General features: G+C 74.8%; 17 protein-coding genes. 6 read left to right on the top strand and 11 right to left on the bottom strand.

The window, feature by feature from the left end; translation table 11 throughout:
- The first annotated feature begins 73 nt into the window (after positions 1 to 73).
- The 5 genes from paaA to paaE are packed head-to-tail and all read left to right on the top strand — an operon-like array spanning position 74 to position 3,798.
- Positions 74 to 1,030 (top strand): 1,2-phenylacetyl-CoA epoxidase subunit PaaA, encoded by a 957-nt coding sequence (gene paaA, locus O4J56_RS17385; RefSeq protein WP_270686981.1) that lies wholly within the window; start codon positions 74 to 76, stop codon positions 1,028 to 1,030.
- Between the two features lie 24 nt (positions 1,031 to 1,054).
- Positions 1,055 to 1,336 carry a 1,2-phenylacetyl-CoA epoxidase subunit PaaB gene (gene paaB, locus O4J56_RS17380; protein WP_270686980.1) on the top strand — a complete coding sequence of 94 codons (282 nt, stop codon included), beginning with the start codon at positions 1,055 to 1,057 and terminating at the stop codon, positions 1,334 to 1,336.
- A gap of 20 nt (positions 1,337 to 1,356) precedes the next feature.
- Entirely contained in the window at positions 1,357 to 2,145 is a 789-nt protein-coding gene (gene paaC / locus O4J56_RS17375; RefSeq protein ID WP_270686979.1) for a 1,2-phenylacetyl-CoA epoxidase subunit PaaC, read from the top strand.
- Entirely contained in the window at positions 2,139 to 2,639 is a 501-nt protein-coding gene (gene paaD, locus O4J56_RS17370) for a 1,2-phenylacetyl-CoA epoxidase subunit PaaD (RefSeq protein WP_408639132.1), read from the top strand. The genes paaC and paaD overlap by 7 nt, the downstream gene beginning before the upstream one ends.
- A 43-nt stretch (positions 2,640 to 2,682) precedes the next feature.
- The gene (gene paaE, locus O4J56_RS17365) at positions 2,683 to 3,798 is read left to right on the top strand and encodes a 1,2-phenylacetyl-CoA epoxidase subunit PaaE (RefSeq protein ID WP_270686977.1); all 1,116 of its coding nucleotides are present in this window, start codon (positions 2,683 to 2,685) and stop codon (positions 3,796 to 3,798) included.
- Between the two features lie 1,141 nt (positions 3,799 to 4,939).
- Here the strand turns inward: paaE and O4J56_RS17360 are convergent.
- Positions 4,940 to 5,557, bottom strand: a complete 618-nt coding sequence (locus tag O4J56_RS17360) for a TetR/AcrR family transcriptional regulator (RefSeq protein WP_270686976.1) — start codon at positions 5,555 to 5,557, stop codon at positions 4,940 to 4,942.
- Positions 5,558 to 5,756: 199 nt separating this feature from the next.
- Here O4J56_RS17360 and O4J56_RS17355 point away from each other — a divergent pair, with 199 nt between their 5' ends.
- Positions 5,757 to 7,394, top strand: a complete 1,638-nt coding sequence (locus tag O4J56_RS17355; protein WP_270686974.1) for an ABC-F family ATP-binding cassette domain-containing protein — start codon at positions 5,757 to 5,759, stop codon at positions 7,392 to 7,394.
- 89 nt (positions 7,395 to 7,483) lie between these two features.
- On the opposite strand, the gene O4J56_RS17350 is transcribed toward O4J56_RS17355, so the two are convergent.
- The 10 genes from O4J56_RS17350 to O4J56_RS17305 form a co-directional block, all read right to left on the bottom strand.
- Positions 7,484 to 8,431, bottom strand: a complete 948-nt coding sequence (locus O4J56_RS17350; protein WP_270686972.1) for a beta-ketoacyl-ACP synthase III — start codon at positions 8,429 to 8,431, stop codon at positions 7,484 to 7,486.
- A 163-nt stretch (positions 8,432 to 8,594) separates the two neighbouring features.
- The gene (locus tag O4J56_RS17345; RefSeq protein ID WP_270686971.1) at positions 8,595 to 9,605 is read right to left on the bottom strand and encodes a sugar phosphate isomerase/epimerase family protein; all 1,011 of its coding nucleotides are present in this window, start codon (positions 9,603 to 9,605) and stop codon (positions 8,595 to 8,597) included.
- A 59-nt stretch (positions 9,606 to 9,664) separates the two neighbouring features.
- A complete protein-coding gene (locus O4J56_RS17340; RefSeq protein ID WP_270686969.1) occupies positions 9,665 to 11,059 on the bottom strand; it encodes an alkaline phosphatase family protein in 1,395 nt (464 codons plus the stop codon).
- Positions 11,059 to 12,261 (bottom strand): metabolite traffic protein EboE, encoded by a 1,203-nt coding sequence (eboE, locus tag O4J56_RS17335; protein ID WP_270686968.1) that lies wholly within the window; start codon positions 12,259 to 12,261, stop codon positions 11,059 to 11,061. The genes O4J56_RS17340 and eboE overlap by 1 nt, the downstream gene beginning before the upstream one ends.
- Before the next feature lie 39 nt (positions 12,262 to 12,300).
- Positions 12,301 to 13,170, bottom strand: coding sequence for a TatD family hydrolase (locus O4J56_RS17330; RefSeq protein ID WP_270686967.1), 870 nt, complete (start codon positions 13,168 to 13,170; stop codon positions 12,301 to 12,303).
- The gene (locus tag O4J56_RS17325; RefSeq protein WP_270686966.1) at positions 13,170 to 13,802 is read right to left on the bottom strand and encodes an EboA domain-containing protein; all 633 of its coding nucleotides are present in this window, start codon (positions 13,800 to 13,802) and stop codon (positions 13,170 to 13,172) included. Before O4J56_RS17325 ends, O4J56_RS17330 begins: the two co-directional genes overlap by 1 nt.
- The gene (locus tag O4J56_RS17320) at positions 13,799 to 14,659 is read right to left on the bottom strand and encodes a sugar phosphate isomerase/epimerase family protein (protein WP_270686964.1); all 861 of its coding nucleotides are present in this window, start codon (positions 14,657 to 14,659) and stop codon (positions 13,799 to 13,801) included. Before O4J56_RS17320 ends, O4J56_RS17325 begins: the two co-directional genes overlap by 4 nt.
- Complete coding sequence (locus tag O4J56_RS17315; protein WP_270686963.1) at positions 14,656 to 15,525, bottom strand: SCO3242 family prenyltransferase; 870 nt, start codon at positions 15,523 to 15,525, stop codon at positions 14,656 to 14,658. Before O4J56_RS17315 ends, O4J56_RS17320 begins: the two co-directional genes overlap by 4 nt.
- A complete protein-coding gene (locus O4J56_RS17310) occupies positions 15,525 to 16,688 on the bottom strand; it encodes an inositol-3-phosphate synthase (RefSeq protein ID WP_270686962.1) in 1,164 nt (387 codons plus the stop codon). Before O4J56_RS17310 ends, O4J56_RS17315 begins: the two co-directional genes overlap by 1 nt.
- Positions 16,685 to 17,413 (bottom strand): hypothetical protein, encoded by a 729-nt coding sequence (locus O4J56_RS17305; protein WP_270686961.1) that lies wholly within the window; start codon positions 17,411 to 17,413, stop codon positions 16,685 to 16,687. Before O4J56_RS17305 ends, O4J56_RS17310 begins: the two co-directional genes overlap by 4 nt.
- Positions 17,414 to 17,533: the final 120 nt, after the last annotated feature.

The following is a 17,533-nucleotide window of genomic DNA, read 5'->3' as shown; positions in this document are numbered from 1 at the left end:
TGACCCCGCCCTTCGCCGGGCGGTAATTTCTAACTGAACGTTCGGTCGGTATTACGGCCGGGGAGGACCCGCGATGACGGACCCAGGGACGGACGAGGCCCACCAGCGGCGCTTCGACGCCATGATCACGGCCGAAGAGCGGATCGAGCCGCGCGACTGGATGCCCGACGCCTACCGCCGGACCCTCATCCGGCAGATCGCCCAGCACGCCCACTCCGAGATCATCGGCATGCAGCCGGAGGGCAACTGGATCACCCGCGCCCCCTCGCTGCGCCGCAAGGCGGTGCTCATCGCCAAGGTGCAGGACGAGGCCGGGCACGGGCTCTACCTGTACAGCGCCGCCGAGACCCTGGGCGTGGGCCGGGACGAGCTGCTCGACCTGCTCCACCAGGGGCGCCAGCGCTACTCGTCGATCTTCAACTACCCGACCGTGACGTGGGCCGACGTCGGCGCGATCGGCTGGCTGGTGGACGGGGCCGCCATCACCAACCAGGTGCCCCTGTGCCGCTGCTCCTACGGCCCCTACGCGCGCGCGATGGTGCGCATCTGCAAAGAGGAGAGCTTCCACCAGCGCCAGGGCTTCGACATCCTGTACACCCTGGCGCGCGGCACCGACGCCCAGCGCAGGATGGCCCAGGAGTCGGTCGACCGCTGGTACTGGCCGTCGCTGATGATGTTCGGGCCGCCCGACTCCGAGTCGACGCACTCCGAGCAGTCCATGGCGTGGAACATCAAGCGGTTCTCCAACGACGAGCTGCGCCAGCGCTTCGTCGACATGATCGTCCCGCAGGCCGAGGCGCTCGGGCTCACCCTGCCCGACCCCGCCCTGAAGTGGAGCGCCGAGCGCGGCCACTACGACTTCGGCACCCCCGACTGGGACGAGTTCATGCAGGTCCTCAAGGGGAACGGCCCTTGCAACCGGCAACGGCTGGAGCACCGGAGGACCGCCCATGAGGAAGGGGCCTGGGTGCGCGAGGCGGCACGCGCGCACGCGGCCAAGAGCCGGGCCCGGCAGCGCGCGGCGGCCTGAGGAAACGAGAGGCGAGGAGTGACGATGGCGGACCAGCCCCTGTGGGAGGTGTTCGTTCGCGCCCGGCGCGGGCTGTCCCATGTGCACGTCGGCAGCCTGCACGCCGCCGACGCCGAGCACGCCCTGCGCAACGCGCGGGACCTGTACACCCGGCGCCAGGAGGGCGTCAGCGTGTGGGTGGTCCCGGCGGCGTCGATCAGCGCCTCGGCCCCCGAGGACAAGGACGCGTTCTTCGACCCGGCCGAGGACAAGGTCTACCGGCACCCGACCTTCTACCCGGTGCCCGAGGGGGTGGAGCACCTGTGAGCGGGCGCGAGAACGGATCCGTGAGCGCCGAGCGCGACACCGCGCTGGCGGCCTACACGCTGCGGCTCGGCGACGACGCCCTCGTCGCCTCGCACCGCCTGGCCGAGCTGGCGGCGCGCGGCCCCCAGCTCGAAGAGGACGTGGCGCTGGCCAACATCTCCCTGGACCTGCTGGGGCAGGCGCGCTCCCTGCTGACGTACGCCGGCTCCCTGGAGGAGCGCCTGACCGGGGTGCTGCGCACCGAGGACGACCTGGCCTACCTGCGCGACGAGGACCAGTTCGCCAACTGCCGCCTGGTGGAGCTGCCCAACACCGACTTCGCGTACACGGTCGCCCGGCAGCTCCTCTTCTCGGCCTACCAGTTCGAGCTGTACACGGCGCTGGCCGGGTCGGCGGACGAGACGCTCGCCGGGATCGCCGGGAAGGCGGTCAAGGAGGTGGCCTACCACCGCGACCACGCCTCCGGATGGACCGTGCGCCTGGGCGACGGCACCGAGGAGAGCAGCGAGCGGATGGCGGCCGCCCTGGAGGCGGCCTGGCCGTACACCGCGGAGCTGTTCACCTCCGACGCGGTGTTCCGCTCCGTCGCCGCCTCCGGGCTCGGGGCGGACCCGCCGGACCTGCGCCCAGCCTGGGACGTGTTCGTGGACGGGGTGCTCGCCGAGGCGGGGCTGGCCCGCCCGGAGGTGCCGCCGATCACCGGCCCGGCCGGGATGGGCGGGCGCCAGGGGGTGCACACCGAGGCGTTCGGGTACCTGCTGGCGGAGATGCAGCACCTGCACCGGTCGCACCCGGGGGCGGCGTGGTGACCGCGGACGCGGACCCGGACCTGGACCGGATCGCCGAGGAGGTCGCGTCGGTCCCTGACCCCGAGATGCCCATGCTCACCCTGCGGGACCTGGGCATCCTGCGCGCGGTGGAGCGGGGCGCGGACGGGCGGCCGGTCGTGGTGGTCACCCCCACCTACTCGGGGTGCCCGGCCATGGAGGCGATCCGCGCGGACGTGCGGGAGCGGCTGGAGCGGCTCGGGCACGTCGGCGCCGAGGTGCGCACCGTGCTCTCGCCGCCGTGGAGCACCGACTGGATCACCGAGGAGGGGCGGCGCAAGCTCGCCGAGCACGGGATCGCCCCGCCGAGCGGCGCCGCTCCCGTCGGCCCGGTGCCGGTGCGGTTGAGCGTGAAGTGCCCGCGGTGCGGGTCGCCCGCCACCCGGACGCTGAGCCGCTTCGGGTCGACGGCCTGTAAGGAGCTGCGGGTGTGCGAGGCCTGCAGAGAGCCCTTCGACCACGTCAAACCGCTCTAGTGAGTCGAGCGATTCGAGCGACTCGGGACCGGACAGGAGAGCCATGACCGCAGGCCGCCGCAGGGCCGCATTCCGCACGCTGACGGTGGCCGCCGTCGAGCGGCTGACCGACGACGCGGTGGCGGTGACCTTCGAGGTCCCGCCCGAGCACGCCGAGGAGTTCCGCTTCGTGCAGGGGCAGCACCTGACGGTGCGCCGCCCCGGCGAGGCGGACGCCGGTGCCGAAGAGGAGGTGCGCCGCACCTACTCGATCTGCTCCCCGGCGCCCGACGGACCGCTGCGGATCGGCGTCAAGCGGCTGGAGGGCGGGGCGTTCTCCTGCTACGCCAACGACGCCCTCAAGCCGGGGGACGCCCTGGAGGCGATGCCGCCGCTGGGCGGGTTCAACGTGCCGCTCGACGCCGGGGCCGCCCGGGCGCACGTGGCGGTCGCGGCGGGGAGCGGCATCACACCGGTGCTGTCCTTGGCCGCCACCACTCTGGCCGAGGAGCCGGAGAGCGGGTTCACCCTGGTGTTCGCCAACAGGACGGCGCGGGACGTGATGTTCCTGGAGGAGTTGAACGACCTTAAGGACCGCTACCCGGCGCGCTTCCAACTGCTGCACGTGCTCAGCCGGGAACAGGGCGAGGCGCCTCTCACCAGCGGGCGCATCGACGCCGACCGCATGGCGGAGCTGTTGCGGGTGCTTCCGGAGACGGCGGACGTCGCCCACTGGTACCTGTGCGGTCCGCAGGAGATGGTGGAGACGGTCAAGGGGGTGCTGGGGGAGCACGGCGTCCCCGGGGAACGGGTCCACTTCGAGCTGTTCCACGTCGAGGGGGCCCAGCCGCCGCGCAGGCGCAGGACCGCGGAGGAGGGAGGGGCACCGGCCCCGGCGGCGTCGACGCGGTTCACGTTCACGCTGGACGGCCGCACCAGCACGGTGGACACCGACGGCGATGAGGAACCGCTGCTGGGCGCGGCGCTGCGGGTCAGGGCCGACGCCCCGTTCGCCTGCAGGGGCGGGGTGTGCGGCACGTGCCGGGCGAAGCTGTGCGAGGGCGAGGTGGACATGCCGGTGAACTACGCCCTGGAACCCGCCGAGATCGAAGCCGGGTACATCCTGACGTGCCAGTCCCGCCCCATGGGCGCCGAGGTGAGAGTCGACTACGACGCCTGACCCGCACCTGCTGGGGCCACCGCCTCCTTCTTGGGCGGCGTTCGTTGGGGTTCGGGGTTGGGGTTGTCCCCACCCCAGGGTGCGCGGTGGTGCAGGTCGGCGGCCTTCTTGCGGCCCTGGCCGGTGGGCGGCTGGGCTGGTACCCCGCTCCAGGCCCCGGCCGGGCGGTGGGCCGTCGGGGTGTGAGGTGGAGGGCGGCGACGACGAAGGTCAGCGGCTCTACCTGCAGCGTCGTCGGCCGCAGAGCGTGTGCGGGGTCACCGGGGTAGGCGGCGACGGCCAGAGCTCGGCGGTTCCCGGGCGCTGCCTGCCGTCCGGCGGGTTCCTCGCGGTCCGGGCGGCGGCGTGGCCGGGTGGGCGCGTGCTCGTCCGCTGGTGCCGCCTCCTCGTTGATCTCGGGAAAAACGCCCCTACCAGGCCGGTTTTAGCGTCCATTCTCCCGAGATCAACGAGGGGGCAGCGGTGCGGGGCGCACTGGTGTTGATCTCGGGGGAGTCGGGCTTATCGTGTCCGGTTTTACCCCGAGTTCCCCGAGATCATCGCGGATGGGGCCTCCCGGGCGGTGCATACCGGGCATACCGGGCAGCGGCCGAGGGGTTCGGGCATCCTGTGTCGTGAGATCGACGCTTTTGGGCTGATCAGGCGTCGGTTTCACGACCCAGGATGGCCCCGGGGTGCCCGAGGCGCCCGGAAGGCGGGTTCCGGGCGAGCCCATGCCGGTCCAGTGCCCGGTTTATCCGGTTTCCACCTTGCACTCCGGCGGCCTGCCGCCCGGGCGGGGCCCTTCAGCGGGGTACCTGCCGAGCCGCCTGCTCACCCGGACCGCGAGAGGCCTGCCGGACGGCAGGCGGGGCCCGGGAACCGCCTAGCTCCGGCCGTCGCCGCCATCAACGGTGACCACGCACACGCCGGACGGCCGACAGCGCTGCCGGAAGGGTCACGGACCTTCGTTGTCGCCGACCTTCCGCCTTGCACTCCGGCGGCCTGCTGCCCGGGCGGGGCTCTTGAGCGGGGTACCTGCTGAGCCGCCTGCTCACCCGGGCCGCGAGCAGCCTGCCGGACGGCTGGCGGGGCCGGGGAACCGCCGGGCTCTTCCCGTTGCCGCCCGTTGCATTCCCCGCGCCGGGCCGCCGCCCGGCGGTCATCGACCGGGCGGGGAGCCGCGGAACTCGCCCGCCTTCGCGGCCTCGGCGGCGACCCGTGCCGCGCGCGCGGCGGCCTGCCCGGCGCCCTCCTCACGGGAGATGAAGAGCCGGAAGTACACCGGGGCCACCGCGGCACGCACGACCTCGGCGGCGTCGGTGCCCTCGGGCACCTCTCCGCGCCGCTCGGCCCGCTCCACCACCTCCGCGCACCTGCGCAGCCGCTCCTCCATGAACGCCCGCAGCGCCTCCGCCGCCGCCGGGGACTGGAAGGCCGCGGCGATCGTCGCCGTCGCCACGCTCCCCTCCTCGTCATCAGAGGAGAACCCCGCCGCCACCTCTTCCCCCAGCGCGCGCAGGTCCGACTCCAGCGACCCCGTGTCCGGCGGCGTCCAGGAGTCGTGGTCCGCCTGCTCCAGGGCGGCGGCGAGCAGCTCGTCCACGCCTCCCCAGCGGCGGTAGATGGTCGCCTTGTGCACGCCGGAGCGGGCGGCGACGCGCTCCACCGTCAGGTCGGCGTAACCGGATCCGCCCAGCTCGGCGAGGGTCGCTTCGAGGACGGCGGCCGTGTTCCGGGCGGTGCGCCCGCCCGGGCGGCGGGATGTGGCGCGGGTCATAGTGCAACTTCCGTCGCATTAGGGAATGATGGTCGGCGCTCACAGGTTACTGCAACTGTCGTCGCAATAACCTCCCCGGGATGAACGGAGTGGACCGCCATGGGCCTGAAGAACGGGACGGACGCCCGTCCGCACGCCGCGCGCGCCGCGAACCCCGCGGCCGCGCCTCCCACCCGTTCGCACCCGAAGGAGGCCCCGCATGTCATCGACCCGTACCGCCCGCGCCCTGGTCTGCACCGGCATCGGCTTCGCCTGGCCTGACGGGACCCCCGTCCTGGACGGCCTCGACGCCGTCTTCGAGCCCGGCCGCACCGGCCTGATCGGCCTGAACGGCTCGGGCAAGTCGACCCTGCTGCGCCTGGCCGCCGGCGAGCTCCGCCCCGACACCGGGCGGATCGAGGCCCCGGGCGAGGTCGGCCGCCTCGACCAGGGCCTGACCCTGGACACCGGGCGCACCCTCGCCGAACTGCTCGGCATCGACCGCACCCTGGCCGCGCTGCGCGCCATCGAGGCGGGCGACGCCTCCGAGGCCAACTTCGCCGCCGTGGGCGACGACTGGGACATCGAGGAGCGCGCCCTCGCCCAGCTGGAGCGGTTCGGCATCGCCCCGGGCGGCGCCGACCCGCTCGCCCGCACCGTCGGCACGCTCTCCGGGGGCGAGGCCGTCCTCGGCGCGCTGGCGGGGCTGATGGTCCGCCGCCCGGCGGTCACCCTGCTGGACGAGCCCACCAACAACCTCGACCGCCGCGCCCGCGACCTGCTCTACGAGGCGGTCGACGGGTGGAGCGGGGTGCTGGTGGCGGTCAGCCACGACCGGGAGCTGCTGGAGCGCGTGGACCGCATCGCCGAGATGCGCCAGGGGCGGATCCGCGTGTGGGGCGGGAACTACTCGGCCTATACCGAGCAGCTCGCCGCCGAGCAGGAGGCCGCCGAGCGCATGGTCCGGGTGGCCGAGGCCGACGTGCGCCGGGAGAAGCGCCAGCTCGCGGAGGCGCGCATCAAGCTGGACCGCCGGGTGCGGTACGGCGACAAGATGTACGCGACCAAGCGCGAGCCCAAGGTGGTGATGAAGCAGCGCAAGCGGGACGCCCAGGTCGCCGCGGGCAAGCACCGCATCATGCAGGAGGGCAGGCTCGACGACGCCCGGAAGGGGCTGGCGGCGGCGGAGAGCGCGGTGCGCGACGACGACGCCATCCGGATCGCCCTGCCCGACACCGGGGTCCCGGCCGGGCACACCGTGCTGGAGATCGCGGTGGGCGACCGGCGGCCGTCCGTCCGGGGGCCGGAGCGCATCGCCCTGACAGGGGACAACGGGTCGGGCAAGACCACCCTTCTGCGGGCGGTCGTCGGTGCCGCGCGCGGGGAGGGGCCGGTCCCGGTGCCCTCGGGGGCGGTGGTCGTGCACGCGACGCGGCGGACGGGGTACCTGCCCCAGCGGCTCGACGTCCTCGACGACCGCCTCAGCGTGCTGGACAACGTCCGCGCGGGGGCCCCGTCGGCGTCGCCGCAGGAGGTCCGTGCCGGCCTGGCCCGGTTCCTGATCCGGGGCGAGGCGGTCGACCGCCCGGCGGGGGCGCTGTCGGGAGGCGAGCGGTTCCGCGTCTGCCTGGCGCGGATCCTGCTGGCCGACACCGCCCCGCACCTGCTGGTACTGGACGAGCCGACCAACAACCTGGACCTGGACAGCGTCCGGCGGCTCACCGAGGCGCTGGCCGCCTACGAGGGGGCGCTGCTCGTGGCGAGCCACGACCGGTCGTTCCTCCGCGACATCGGCGTGCAGAGGAGGTGGGAGGTGACCCGGGACCGCGGCGTGGAGGAGGCGCCAGCGGCGGAGTGAAGGAGCCTCCTCGGCGATGATCTCGACAGAAGTGCCGTCATTCCGGCCGTTTTGACAGCACTCTCGTCGAGATCATCGCCGATGGGGCCTTACGGGCAGCGGACGACCTGGCCCGCGTAGGAGAGGTTGCCCCCGAACCCGAACAGCAGGACCGGGACCCCGCTCTCCAGCTCGCCCCTCTCCAGCAGCTTGGAGAAGGCCAGCGGGATGCTCGCGGCCGAGGTGTTGCCCGACTCCACCACGTCCCGCGCCACCACCGCGTTCACCGCGCCCATGCCCCGGGCGATGGACTCGATGATCCTCAGGTTCGCCTGGTGCATCACCACCGCGCCCAGCTCCTCGGGCGCCACGCCCGCGCGTTCGCAGGCCTCGCGCGCCAGGGCGGGCAGGCGGGTGGTCGTCCACCGGTAGACGGCCTGCCCCTCCTGGACGAAGCGGGTCGGGGTGCCGCCGATCCGGATCGCGTCGCCCATCTCCGGGAACGAGCCCCACAGCACCGGACCGACGCCCGGCCCGGCGTCCTCGTCGCAGGCGGCCAGCACCGCCGCCCCGGCGCCGTCCCCGACCAGGACGGAGGTGGACCGCTCGGCCCACTCCACCACGTCGGTCATCTTGTCCGAGCCCACCACCAGGGCGGTCCGGGCGGCCCCGGCCCGGACCGCGTGGTCAGCCGTGGCCAGCGCGTGCGGGTAGCCGGAGCACACCACGTTGACGTCCAGCACGGCCGGGGCGGGCGCGCCGAGCCGGGCCGCCACCCGGGCGGCCATGTTCGGGCTGCGGTCGACCGCCGTGGAGGTGGCCACGACGACCATGTCCACGTCCTGGGCCTCGGTCCCGGCGTTGGCCAGCGCTTTGGCCGCCGCGTGCGCGGCCATCTCGTCCACGGTCTCGCCGGGCCCGGCCACGTGGCGGGTGCGGATGCCCACGCGGGTCCGGATCCACTCGTCGCTGGTGTCGGTGAGCCGGGCCACGTCGTCGTTGGTGAGCACCGTACTGGGCTGGTAGTGGCCGAGCGCCACGATCCGCGACCCGGTCATGTTTCGTATGTCCCCCGCTATGTCAGGCCTTCTGGGCCTTGGCATGTGTGAGCCACGCCAGTCTTAGGGCTACTGGCCAGTCGCACAAGCGGGCGCCTTCCGAACGGTCGGACGGTGGGCGGACGGTCACCGCCCGCCCACCGTCCGCCCACAGCCCCGGACGTCACTCCTCCGCCGAACCGAACACCGAGTCGAAGGAGGTGGTCGGCGGGTCGAACAGGTTGGACCGCACGAACGCCACCGCCTCGGCCGCGCCCTGCAGCCGGTCCATCCCCGCGTCCTCCCACTCGATCGACACCGGCCCGTCGTACCCGATCCGGTTGAGCGTGCGGAAGCAGTCCTCCCACGGCACGTCGCCCCGGCCGGTGGAGACGAAGTCCCACCCCCGCCGCGGGTCGCCCCACGGCAGGTGCGAGCCCAGGCGCCCGTTGCGGCCGTTGCCGACGCGCTTGCGGGTGTCCTTGCAGTCGACGTGGTAGATGCGGTCGCGGAAGTCCCACAGGAACCCCGCCGGGTCGATGTCCTGCCACACCATGTGGCTGGGGTCCCAGTTCAGCCCGAAGGCCGGGCGGCGGCCCACCGCGTCCAGCGCGCGCTCGGTGCTCCAGTGGTCGTAGGCGATCTCCGAGGGGTGCACCTCGTGGGCGAACCGCACCCCCTCCTCGTCGAACACGTCCAGGATCGGGTTCCAGCGGTCGGCGAACTCGGCGTACCCGGCCTCGATGACGTCCTCGCCCACCGGCGGGAACATCGCCACGTACTTCCAGATCGGCGACCCGGTGAAGCCGACGACGGTGTCCACGCCGAGCCGGGCCGCCGCGCGCGCGGTCAGCTTCATCTCCTCGGCCGCGCGGCTCCGGACCCCCTCGGGGTCGCCGTCGCCCCAGATGCGCGGGCTCAGGATGTCCCGGTGCCGGTGGTCGATCGGGTCGTCGCACACCGCCTGCCCGGTGAGGTGGTTGGAGATCGCCCACACCTTGAGGTCGTACTTGCCGAGCACGGCGCGCTTGGCGTCCACGTAGGCGGGGTCCTCCACGGCCTGGCGCACGTCGAAGTGGTCGCCCCAGCAGGCGACCTCCAGGCCGTCGTAACCCCAGGAGGAGGCCAGGCGGCACACCTCCTCGAACGGCAGGTCCGCCCACTGGCCGGTGAACAGGGTGACGGGTCGGGGCATGGCGGTGGCTCCTCGGGTCGGAGGGTCAAGGGGACAGCGGGGAGAAGCGGGGACAGGGATCAGGACGGCCTCGCCGGTGCCGGCACACCGGCGAGGCCGAGCATGAGGTCGCGGACGTCGGTCGCGGCGATGCGGTCGCGGGCGAACGACGCCTCGCCGCAGACGGCGATCGGCCCGTCCGCGGGGTCGTCGGGCATGCGCCCGTGCGTTCCGCGCACCCAGCGCGCGTCGGTCGGCACCACGTTCATCGTGTAGCGCAGTCCGGCCTTCTTCTTCGCCAGGTTCAAGGCGGCGCGGGCCTTGGCCGCCCCCGGGGCGGCGGGGTCGAGGAACAGCTCGGCCGGGTCGTACCCGGGCTTGCGGTGGATCTCCACCCCGCGTGCGAAGTCGGGCGCCGCGCGGTCGTCCTGCCAGTAGTAGTAGGTGAACCACGCCTCCGGCCCGGCGACCAGCACCAGTTCGCCCGAGCGGGCGTGGTCCAGGCCGTGGTCGGCCTGGCCCGCCTTGTCGAGCACCAGGTCGACGCCGGGCAGCGCGGACAGGAGCGCGGCCACGTGCGCCACGTCGGCCGGGTCGGCGACGTACACGTGCGCCGCCTGGTGGTCGGCCACGGCGAACGCCCGCGACGCCCACGGGTCCAGGTACTCCATGCCGTGCTGCGTGTACACCTCCAGCAGCCCGGCGTCGCGCAGCGCGCGGTTGACGTGCACCGGGCGGCTCGCCGGGGCGATGCCGTACTCGCTCACCACCAGCACCCGGGTGCCGCGCTCGGCGGCGTCGTCGAGCAGGGGCGTGAGCGCCGCGTCCATGTCCCGTACGGCGGTGCGGGCCTGTTCGGAGTGCGGGCCGAAGCGCTGCAGGTCGTAATCGAGGTGGGGGATGTAGCACAGCGTCAGGTCCGCCTCGGGCAGCAGCCTGCGCGCCGCGGACACGATCCACTCGGTGGAGCGCAGCGACGCCGTCGGCCCCCAGTAGTTGAACAGCGGGAACGGGCCGAGCGCCGAGGTCAGCTCGTCGTGCAGCTCCGGCGGCCTGGTGTAGCAGTCGGGGGACTTGCGGCCGTCGGCGTGGTAGACGGGGCGCGGGGTGATGGTCCAGTCGGTGCTCGCCCCCATCGCGTACCACCAGCACACGTTGGCGGCCGTGTAGCCGGGGAAGGCGCGGCGCGCCGTCTCCCACGCCTTCTCGCCCTGCACCAGGCGGTTGTGCTGGCGCCACAGCATCACCTCGCCCAGGTCGCGGAAGAACCAGCCGTTGCCGACGATCCCGTGGTCGCGCGGGAGCGCCCCGGTGAGGAAGGTCGACTGCACGGGGCAGGTGACCGCGGGCAGGACCGTGTCCAGGGGCGCCTGCCACCCCTGGCCGGCCAGCGACTTGAGGCGCGGGGCGTGCTCCAGCAGGCGCGGGGTGAGGCCGACGGCGTCGACGACGAGCAGCGGGTGCGGGCCGGGCATCAGACCTCCTCCAGACCGAGCTCGCCGAGCCGGTCGCGGGTCCACGCCATCTCGGCGGCGATCCCGGCGATCAGCCCGGCGTCGTCGGCGGGGCGCTCGGATTCGGGCAGCACGGACCAGGTGTAGGTCTCCACCTCCACGTGGTCGGTCACCGGGGCGGCGCCGCCCAGGGCGTGGCGCAGCACCTCCGCCAGGTGGCCGCCGGTCCCGGTGAGCGGGGCGGCCGGGGGCCGGTGCACCGGTACGTGGAAGTGGACGCGCCAGGGGTCGCGGCCCGGCAGGGGGTCGGCTCCGCCCAGCGCCTCGGGCAGGTCGTCCCGCGCCCCCGGGTCGCCGCCCACGGCTGGGCCCTCGCGCACCTGGTGCAGGAAGCGGTCCTCGGCGAACGCCTCCAGCGCCGCCCGCTGGCCGGGCTCCCCGGGCGCGGGGGCCTCGACCGCCGCCGACGCCTGGAGTTTGACGACCGGCAGGCCCACCCCGCGCAGGCGCTCCAGCGCCCCGGCGGGCTCCTCGAAGCCGACCGCCAGGTGGCAGGTGTCCAGGCACACGCCGACCCTGGGGCCGACCCGGGAGCCGCTGCCGGAGGGCCGGGGGCGGCCGCCGAGGTGCGCGGCGGCTCCGGCGGTCGTCTCGACCACGCACCCGGGCTCGGGCTCCAGCCCCACGCGGATCGTCCGGCCCTCCTCGGAGGCCAGCCCGTCCAGCCCGCCCGCGAGCCGGTCGAGGTTGGCCAGCGCCAGATCGGTCCGCTCGGGCCCCCACCCCTCGCGCCACCCCAGCGGGACGGTGGAGATGCTGCCCCGGACCGCGTCGTCGGGCATCAGACGGGCCAGCACGCGCGCGCAGTCGAGCGTGTACTCCAGCCGCTCGGGTGCGGTCCAGTCGGGAGCGAACACGTCGTGCTTGACGCGCGCGGCGTGGAACCGGGCGTAGGGGAAGGCGTTCAGCGTGACGACCTCGCAGCCCGCCGCGTCCAGGGCGGCGCGCAGGCGCTTGGTCTCGGCGGCCGACGCGGCCAGGGCGCGCGCGGCCGGGGCGGGGAGCCACAGCCCCAGGCCGAGCCGTTCGGCGGCCAGGGCCTCCCGTACACCGGAGCCGTAGCGGCGGATCTGGGCGATGAGGCCGTCCACGTCCTCGGCGGGGTGGACGTTGGTGCAGTACGCGATGTGGACGGTGGTGCCGTCGGGGTGCCGCATGCGCACGCGGGTCAGTCCTCTCAGGGGGTGGGGTGGGCGTGGGGGTCAGGCGTCGGGCTCCGCGTGCTGGGCGCGGAGGATGGAGTTCCCGGCGAACGCGCCGCCGGAATAGGGGGCGAGTTCCTGGAGGAGGAGCCGCCCGCTGCGGGCGAAGAACTCCACGGGGTTGCGCCAGAGCACGCGGTCGACGTCGTCCCGGGTGAACCCCGAGCGGAGCATGGCCTCGCCGGTGCGGGCGGTGGCGAGCGGGTCGCTGTGCCCCCAGTCGGCGGCGGAGTTGACCACCACCCGGTCCAGCCCGCGCCGCTGGAGGATGCGCACCATCCGCTCGGGCTCCATCTTCGTGTCGGGGTAGATGGAGAACCCGAGGGTGCACCCGGAGTCGTCGACCATGTCGACGGTGGTCTCGTTGAGGTGGTCCACCAGCACCCGCTCGGGCGGGATCCCCGAGGCGGCGACCAGTTCGAGGGTGCGCCGGGTCCCGGCGGCCTTGTCCCGGTGCGGGGTGTGCACGAGCACCGGAAGGCCGTGCTCGGCGGCCAGGGAGAGCTGGTGGGCGAAGGCCTTCTCCTCGTCGGCCGTCATCGCGTCGAACCCGACCTCGCCCACCGCCACCACCCCGTCCTTGGCCAGGTAGCGGGGCAGCGTGCGCAGCACCTCGGCGCAGCGCGGGTCGTTGGCCTCCTTGGGGTTGAGGGCGATGGCGCAGTGGTGCCGGATGCCGAACCGGGAGGCGCGGAAGCGCTCCCAGCCGATGAGGCCGTCGAAGTAGTCGTGGAAGGAGCCGGGGTTCGTGCGTGGCTGGCCGAGCCAGAACGCGGGCTCGACCAGGGCGCGGACCCCGGCGTCGTACATGCGCCGGTAGTCGTCGGTGGTGCGGGACGTCATGTGGACGTGCGGGTCGAAGATGCGCATCAGGCCTCCGTCTCGCCGTGGGTGAGGGAGAGCAGCCGCCGGGCGTCGTCGGGGACCGAGCGGCCGGCGGCCTCGCGCTCGGCGGCGTATCCGGCGGCCATGCGGCCGAGCTCGGCGTCGGCGCGGTCGCCGAGCCCGTGCACGGCGTCGAGGGGGACGTCGCTGAAGAGGCACTTGAGGACGCCGTGCCGCCAGGCGTGGTCGTCGAGGGCGGCGGCCGCGGGGGTGCCCAGGGCGGCCGCGATGAGCCGGGGGTCGTTGCCGCGCAGCGCGTCCGCCAGGAGCCCGGCGGTGAGGCGCGACGCCGCGTCCCCGTCGGGGAGCACCGGCAGGGAGCGCAGCACCGCGCGCTTCTCCTCCGCGTCGCCGAACCGGTAGAGGGCCTCGACCTCCTCGGCGAGCCGGTCGGGGGCGCCGTCCCCGAGCGCGGCGGCCAGCGCGGAGACCAGGGCGGCACGGGCCTCGTCCTGGACGGTGGGACCGAGGATCCCGTCGGGGTCCCCGGAGGGCCCGGGCCCGCGCCCGACCGTGCGCCCGACGGCGGGGAAGAGCGCGCCGATCGCCCCTGGGTCACGCCGCACCCGCTCCACGAGGCCGTCGAGCGGGCCGCGGGCGGCGGTGCCGCCGGTCATCCGGCCTCCTTCCGCAGGGCGAGCGCCTGCCGTTCGGCGCTGCGCAGGGCCTCCAGCGACCGGAAGGCGACCTGCGGGGCCGCGTGCCCGTGCCGGGGGAGTTCCACCGACGCCAGGCCCCGGTAGCCCGCGTCCATGAGCGCGCCGACGGTGGCCGCCAGGTCCAGCTCGCCGGCGCCGAACTCCAGGTGCTCGTGGACGCCCGGCCGCATGTCGTCCATCTGCACGTTGGCCAGCAGCGGCCCGGATCCGCGGACGCTGTCGGCGGCGGTCAGCGGCTCGTTGCACACGCAGTGGCCGACGTCGAGGGTGATCCGCAGCCGCTCGGGGCGGCCGAGGCGCTCGCGCAGCTCCCGCACGTCGGCCAGGGTCGCGCAGAACATCCCCGGCTCCGGCTCGAACGCGCAGGTCACGCCGTGGCGCTCGGCCTCCTCCAGCACGCGGGCCACCCCGTCGGCCAGGCGGTCCCAGCCGACCGCCGCGGGGGTGCCGCGCGGCAGGATGCCCGACCAGAAGGACACGGCCTCGGCCCCGAGGTCGGCCGCGATGCGCACCGCCCGGCACAGCAGGTCGACCCGCCGCTCCCGCCCGGTGTCGGAGACGAGGGTGGGCTCGTGCTTGCGCCAGGGGTCCATGAGGTAGCGGGCCCCGGTCTCGATGACCACCGCGAGCCCGAGCCGCTCCAGGTCCCGCCCGACGGCGGCGGTCCGCGCGGCGGCGTCGGGCGCGAACGGGTCGAGGTGCGGGTGGTCGAGGGTGAGTGCGGCGCCGTCGTAGCCGAGCCCGGCGATGACCTCCAGCGCGTCGCGGAGCCGGTGGTCGCCGAACCCGTTGGTGCCGTATCCGAAGCGGATCATGTCGGCGACACCGCCCTGAACCCGGCGCGGGCGGCGGGGACCGCCGCCGCCAGCGCGGCCGCGGTCACCGGCGCCCCGGCCCGGGCGATGTAGGCGGCCTGGAGCGGGATCATCCCCCGGATGCCCGCGCCCGTGGCCGCCATGACGGTCGGGCCGTCAGGGCTGCGGACCGCCGCCGCCTGGGCCGTGCCCACCGACGCCCCGTACCAGGCACCGAGGGCCCCGGCCGCCCAAGGCGCCCAGGGCGGCCCCTGCGCACCCCGGGCGGGCGCCGACGGGAGCAGGCTCCCCACGGCCGTCCCCGCGACGGCCGTGCGGGCCGTCGCCTTGTCCGTGCCGTGCACCTCGCCCCGGCTGAGCAGTGTCACCCCGAAGGTGTGCACGGCCAGGCCGAGCGCGGGAAGCGCCGCCCGGCCGGGACGCGGCCCGGCGCCCATGAGCACGTCGAGCCCGCGGTTGTAGGCCATCCCCAGGGGCGCCAGAGGGGTGGGCTTGAGGGCGAGGTCGTACGCCCACACCCCGGCGGCCAGGAACGACGCGGTCACCGCGCCCCTGCGCCCGCCCGCGAACGCGGCGGCGCCGACGCCGGCCGCCGTCAGCGCGGCGCCCGTGGCGAGCGCTTCCCAAGGGCGTACGCGGCCGGAAGGAAGGGGGCGCTCGGGGCGCTCCCGTGCGTCCAGCTCGCGGTCCGCGAAGTCGTTGAGGGCCATGCCCGCCAGGTAGAGGCAGGACGACGCGGCGGGCATGGCCCAGGTCCGACGGCCGTGCGGCCACCCGGCGGAAGCGGCCCCGGCGAGCGTGTCCCCGACGACGGAGAGCGCCGCGGGCAGCCGGACGAGTTCGGCGAAGTCACGGAGCCGGGACATCACACCTCCCCGAGGCGGGTGCACCACTCGACGAGTGCGTCCCACTGGGCCGACAACGCGTGCTCCCCGCTTCCGGCGGGGTCCTTGAAGAAGAAGCCCAGCGCCGCCAGCGGCCCCGTCTCGCCCGCCTCGTGCGCGCGCGCCGTCAGGCGGGCGATGTCCAGGACCAGCGGCGCCGCCAGGGCCGAGTCGCACCCCGCCCACGTGAACTGCAGGCTCATCCGCACCCCGAGGAACCCCTCGAACGACACGTGGTCCCACGCCGTCTTGAAGTCCCCCATGTCCGGCACATAGTCGATGTGCAGCGGTCCGCCCACCTCGCTCCCCAGCATCGAGCGCAGCCCCTGCCCCTTGGAGGCGGTCTTGCTCCCCGCGTTCGCCGGGTCGGCCAGCGTCTCGCCGTCGCCGCCGCCGAGCAGGTTCACCGACGACCACGACCGCACCCGCAGCGCCCGCTGCGCGAACATCGGCGCCAGCGCGCTCTTGAGCAGGGTCTCCCCGGTCTTCCCGTCCGACCCCGCCCAGCACAGCCCCTCCCGCAGGGCCGTCTCCTCCAGCGCGGGCAGCCGCGGCCCCGGGCTCGGCGTGAACGACGCCACCGGGCACCCCGCGCGGAACGCCGCGTAGGCGTACAGCGAGCTCGCCGGGAGCGGGGCCGCCCCCCGGTCCAACGCCTCCTCCAGCAGGTCCGCCGACGCGGTCGCCGCCGCCTCGGGCCCATCCGGCGGCAGCGCCGGCTCGGTGCTGGACACGTCCACCACCACGACCCGGTCCAGGCCCTCCTCCTCCCGGAACCGGCGCAGGTCCTCCCCGATGCGCGCCGCCGCCTCGCGCTGCCCCCGTTCCGGCCGCCGCGCGGCCCCGGGCCGGATCCGCGCCTCGACGGCGGCCAGCTCCTCCTCCAGCAGGCCGGGCAGCGCGGGCGGCACCACGCCGCCCTCGGCGAGCATCCCCACCCGCTTGGGCAGCGGCGGCCCGCCCACGTCGTGCCCCCCGAACACCAGGTCCCCGATGCCGGGCGCGCGCGCCCGGTCGGGCCCGGGCAGGTCGGCCACGCAGCCGACCCGTTCGGCCGCCCCCGCGCGCACCGCCAGCGCCCCGGCCACGGTGGTCGCCGCCACCGAGCCGCGGGCGCCGACCAGCCACACCCCCGTGCGCATCAACCGCTCTCCTCTCCGCCGTCCCCGGCCCCCTCGTGGGCCCCGGTGCCCTCGGGCGCCGAGTCCGGCTGCAGCGCGCCGCTGTCCGGGGCGGCCGGGAGGTAGATGTGCACGTGCCCGTGCCCGGCCTCGATGGCGACGACGTCGAGCTGGGTGGCGGCCACCGCCCACGCCCGCACCGCCTGCGTGCGCAGGTCGGCGGCGACCCCTTCGAGCCGTTCGCGCTCGCTGCCCTCGGCGTCCAGCGCGGCCGCGTACACCTCGACCGAGGACCCCAGCAGGTCGACCGCCGAGCGCACCCCGCCCCGCGCCACGTTGTAATCGGTGTCGCCGGAGGGGGAGGCGCTCAGCCGCTCGGCGACGCCGCCGACGGTCTCCGCCCAGCCGTCGACCTCGTCGCCGCCGGGCGCCTCCCCCGGCTCGGACCCGTCGGCGGGCAGCGCGGTGTCCAGCCCTTCGACGACGGGGAGCAGCTCGTCGTGGGCGTCGCGGGTGGTGTCGATGAGCGCGCCCACCTGGTCGACGTGCCGCGCGCTCTCGGACGCCTCCAGCTCGGCGACCCGGTCCGGGTCGGGCCCGGGCGGCGGCTCGCGCAGGAACGCGTAGTACCCGCCGACGGAGGCCCCGGAGATGGCGAGCGCCGCGGCGACGGCCAGCAGCGCGCGACGGACGGGCGGGGGGTTCGGGCGGCTGTTCCGGGGTTTCTCGTCGGACTGCCGACTGGGCACGGCGCCACCTTTCTGGTGTGACCCCCGTCACCTCTGTCCCCCTATGGGGCAGGAGTCTAAGTTCCTACCGAGTGGTAGGGAAGCGCTCCGTGACGGCGGAATGCGCGGATGATCCTGTCG

It is taken from the genome of Nocardiopsis endophytica, assembly GCF_027706725.1.
Lineage (GTDB): Bacteria > Actinomycetota > Actinomycetes > Streptosporangiales > Streptosporangiaceae > Nocardiopsis_A > Nocardiopsis_A endophytica.
The sequence above is the reverse complement of the archived record's forward strand: the minus strand, read 5'-3'. Positions and strand labels throughout refer to the sequence as shown.

Coding starts and splice junctions, on each gene's coding strand:
- paaA (WP_270686981.1), top strand. CDS start 74: ATGACGGACCCAGGGACGGACGAGGCCCACCAGCGGCGCTTCGACGCC.
- paaB (WP_270686980.1), top strand. CDS start 1,055: ATGGCGGACCAGCCCCTGTGGGAGGTGTTCGTTCGCGCCCGGCGCGGG.
- paaE (WP_270686977.1), top strand. CDS start 2,683: ATGACCGCAGGCCGCCGCAGGGCCGCATTCCGCACGCTGACGGTGGCC.
- O4J56_RS17360 (WP_270686976.1), bottom strand. CDS start 5,557: ATGACCCGCGCCACATCCCGCCGCCCGGGCGGGCGCACCGCCCGGAAC.
- O4J56_RS17355 (WP_270686974.1), top strand. CDS start 5,757: ATGTCATCGACCCGTACCGCCCGCGCCCTGGTCTGCACCGGCATCGGC.
- O4J56_RS17350 (WP_270686972.1), bottom strand. CDS start 8,431: ATGACCGGGTCGCGGATCGTGGCGCTCGGCCACTACCAGCCCAGTACG.
- O4J56_RS17345 (WP_270686971.1), bottom strand. CDS start 9,605: ATGCCCCGACCCGTCACCCTGTTCACCGGCCAGTGGGCGGACCTGCCG.
- O4J56_RS17340 (WP_270686969.1), bottom strand. CDS start 11,059: ATGCCCGGCCCGCACCCGCTGCTCGTCGTCGACGCCGTCGGCCTCACC.
- O4J56_RS17330 (WP_270686967.1), bottom strand. CDS start 13,170: ATGCGCATCTTCGACCCGCACGTCCACATGACGTCCCGCACCACCGAC.
- O4J56_RS17325 (WP_270686966.1), bottom strand. CDS start 13,802: ATGACCGGCGGCACCGCCGCCCGCGGCCCGCTCGACGGCCTCGTGGAG.
- O4J56_RS17320 (WP_270686964.1), bottom strand. CDS start 14,659: ATGATCCGCTTCGGATACGGCACCAACGGGTTCGGCGACCACCGGCTC.
- O4J56_RS17315 (WP_270686963.1), bottom strand. CDS start 15,525: ATGTCCCGGCTCCGTGACTTCGCCGAACTCGTCCGGCTGCCCGCGGCG.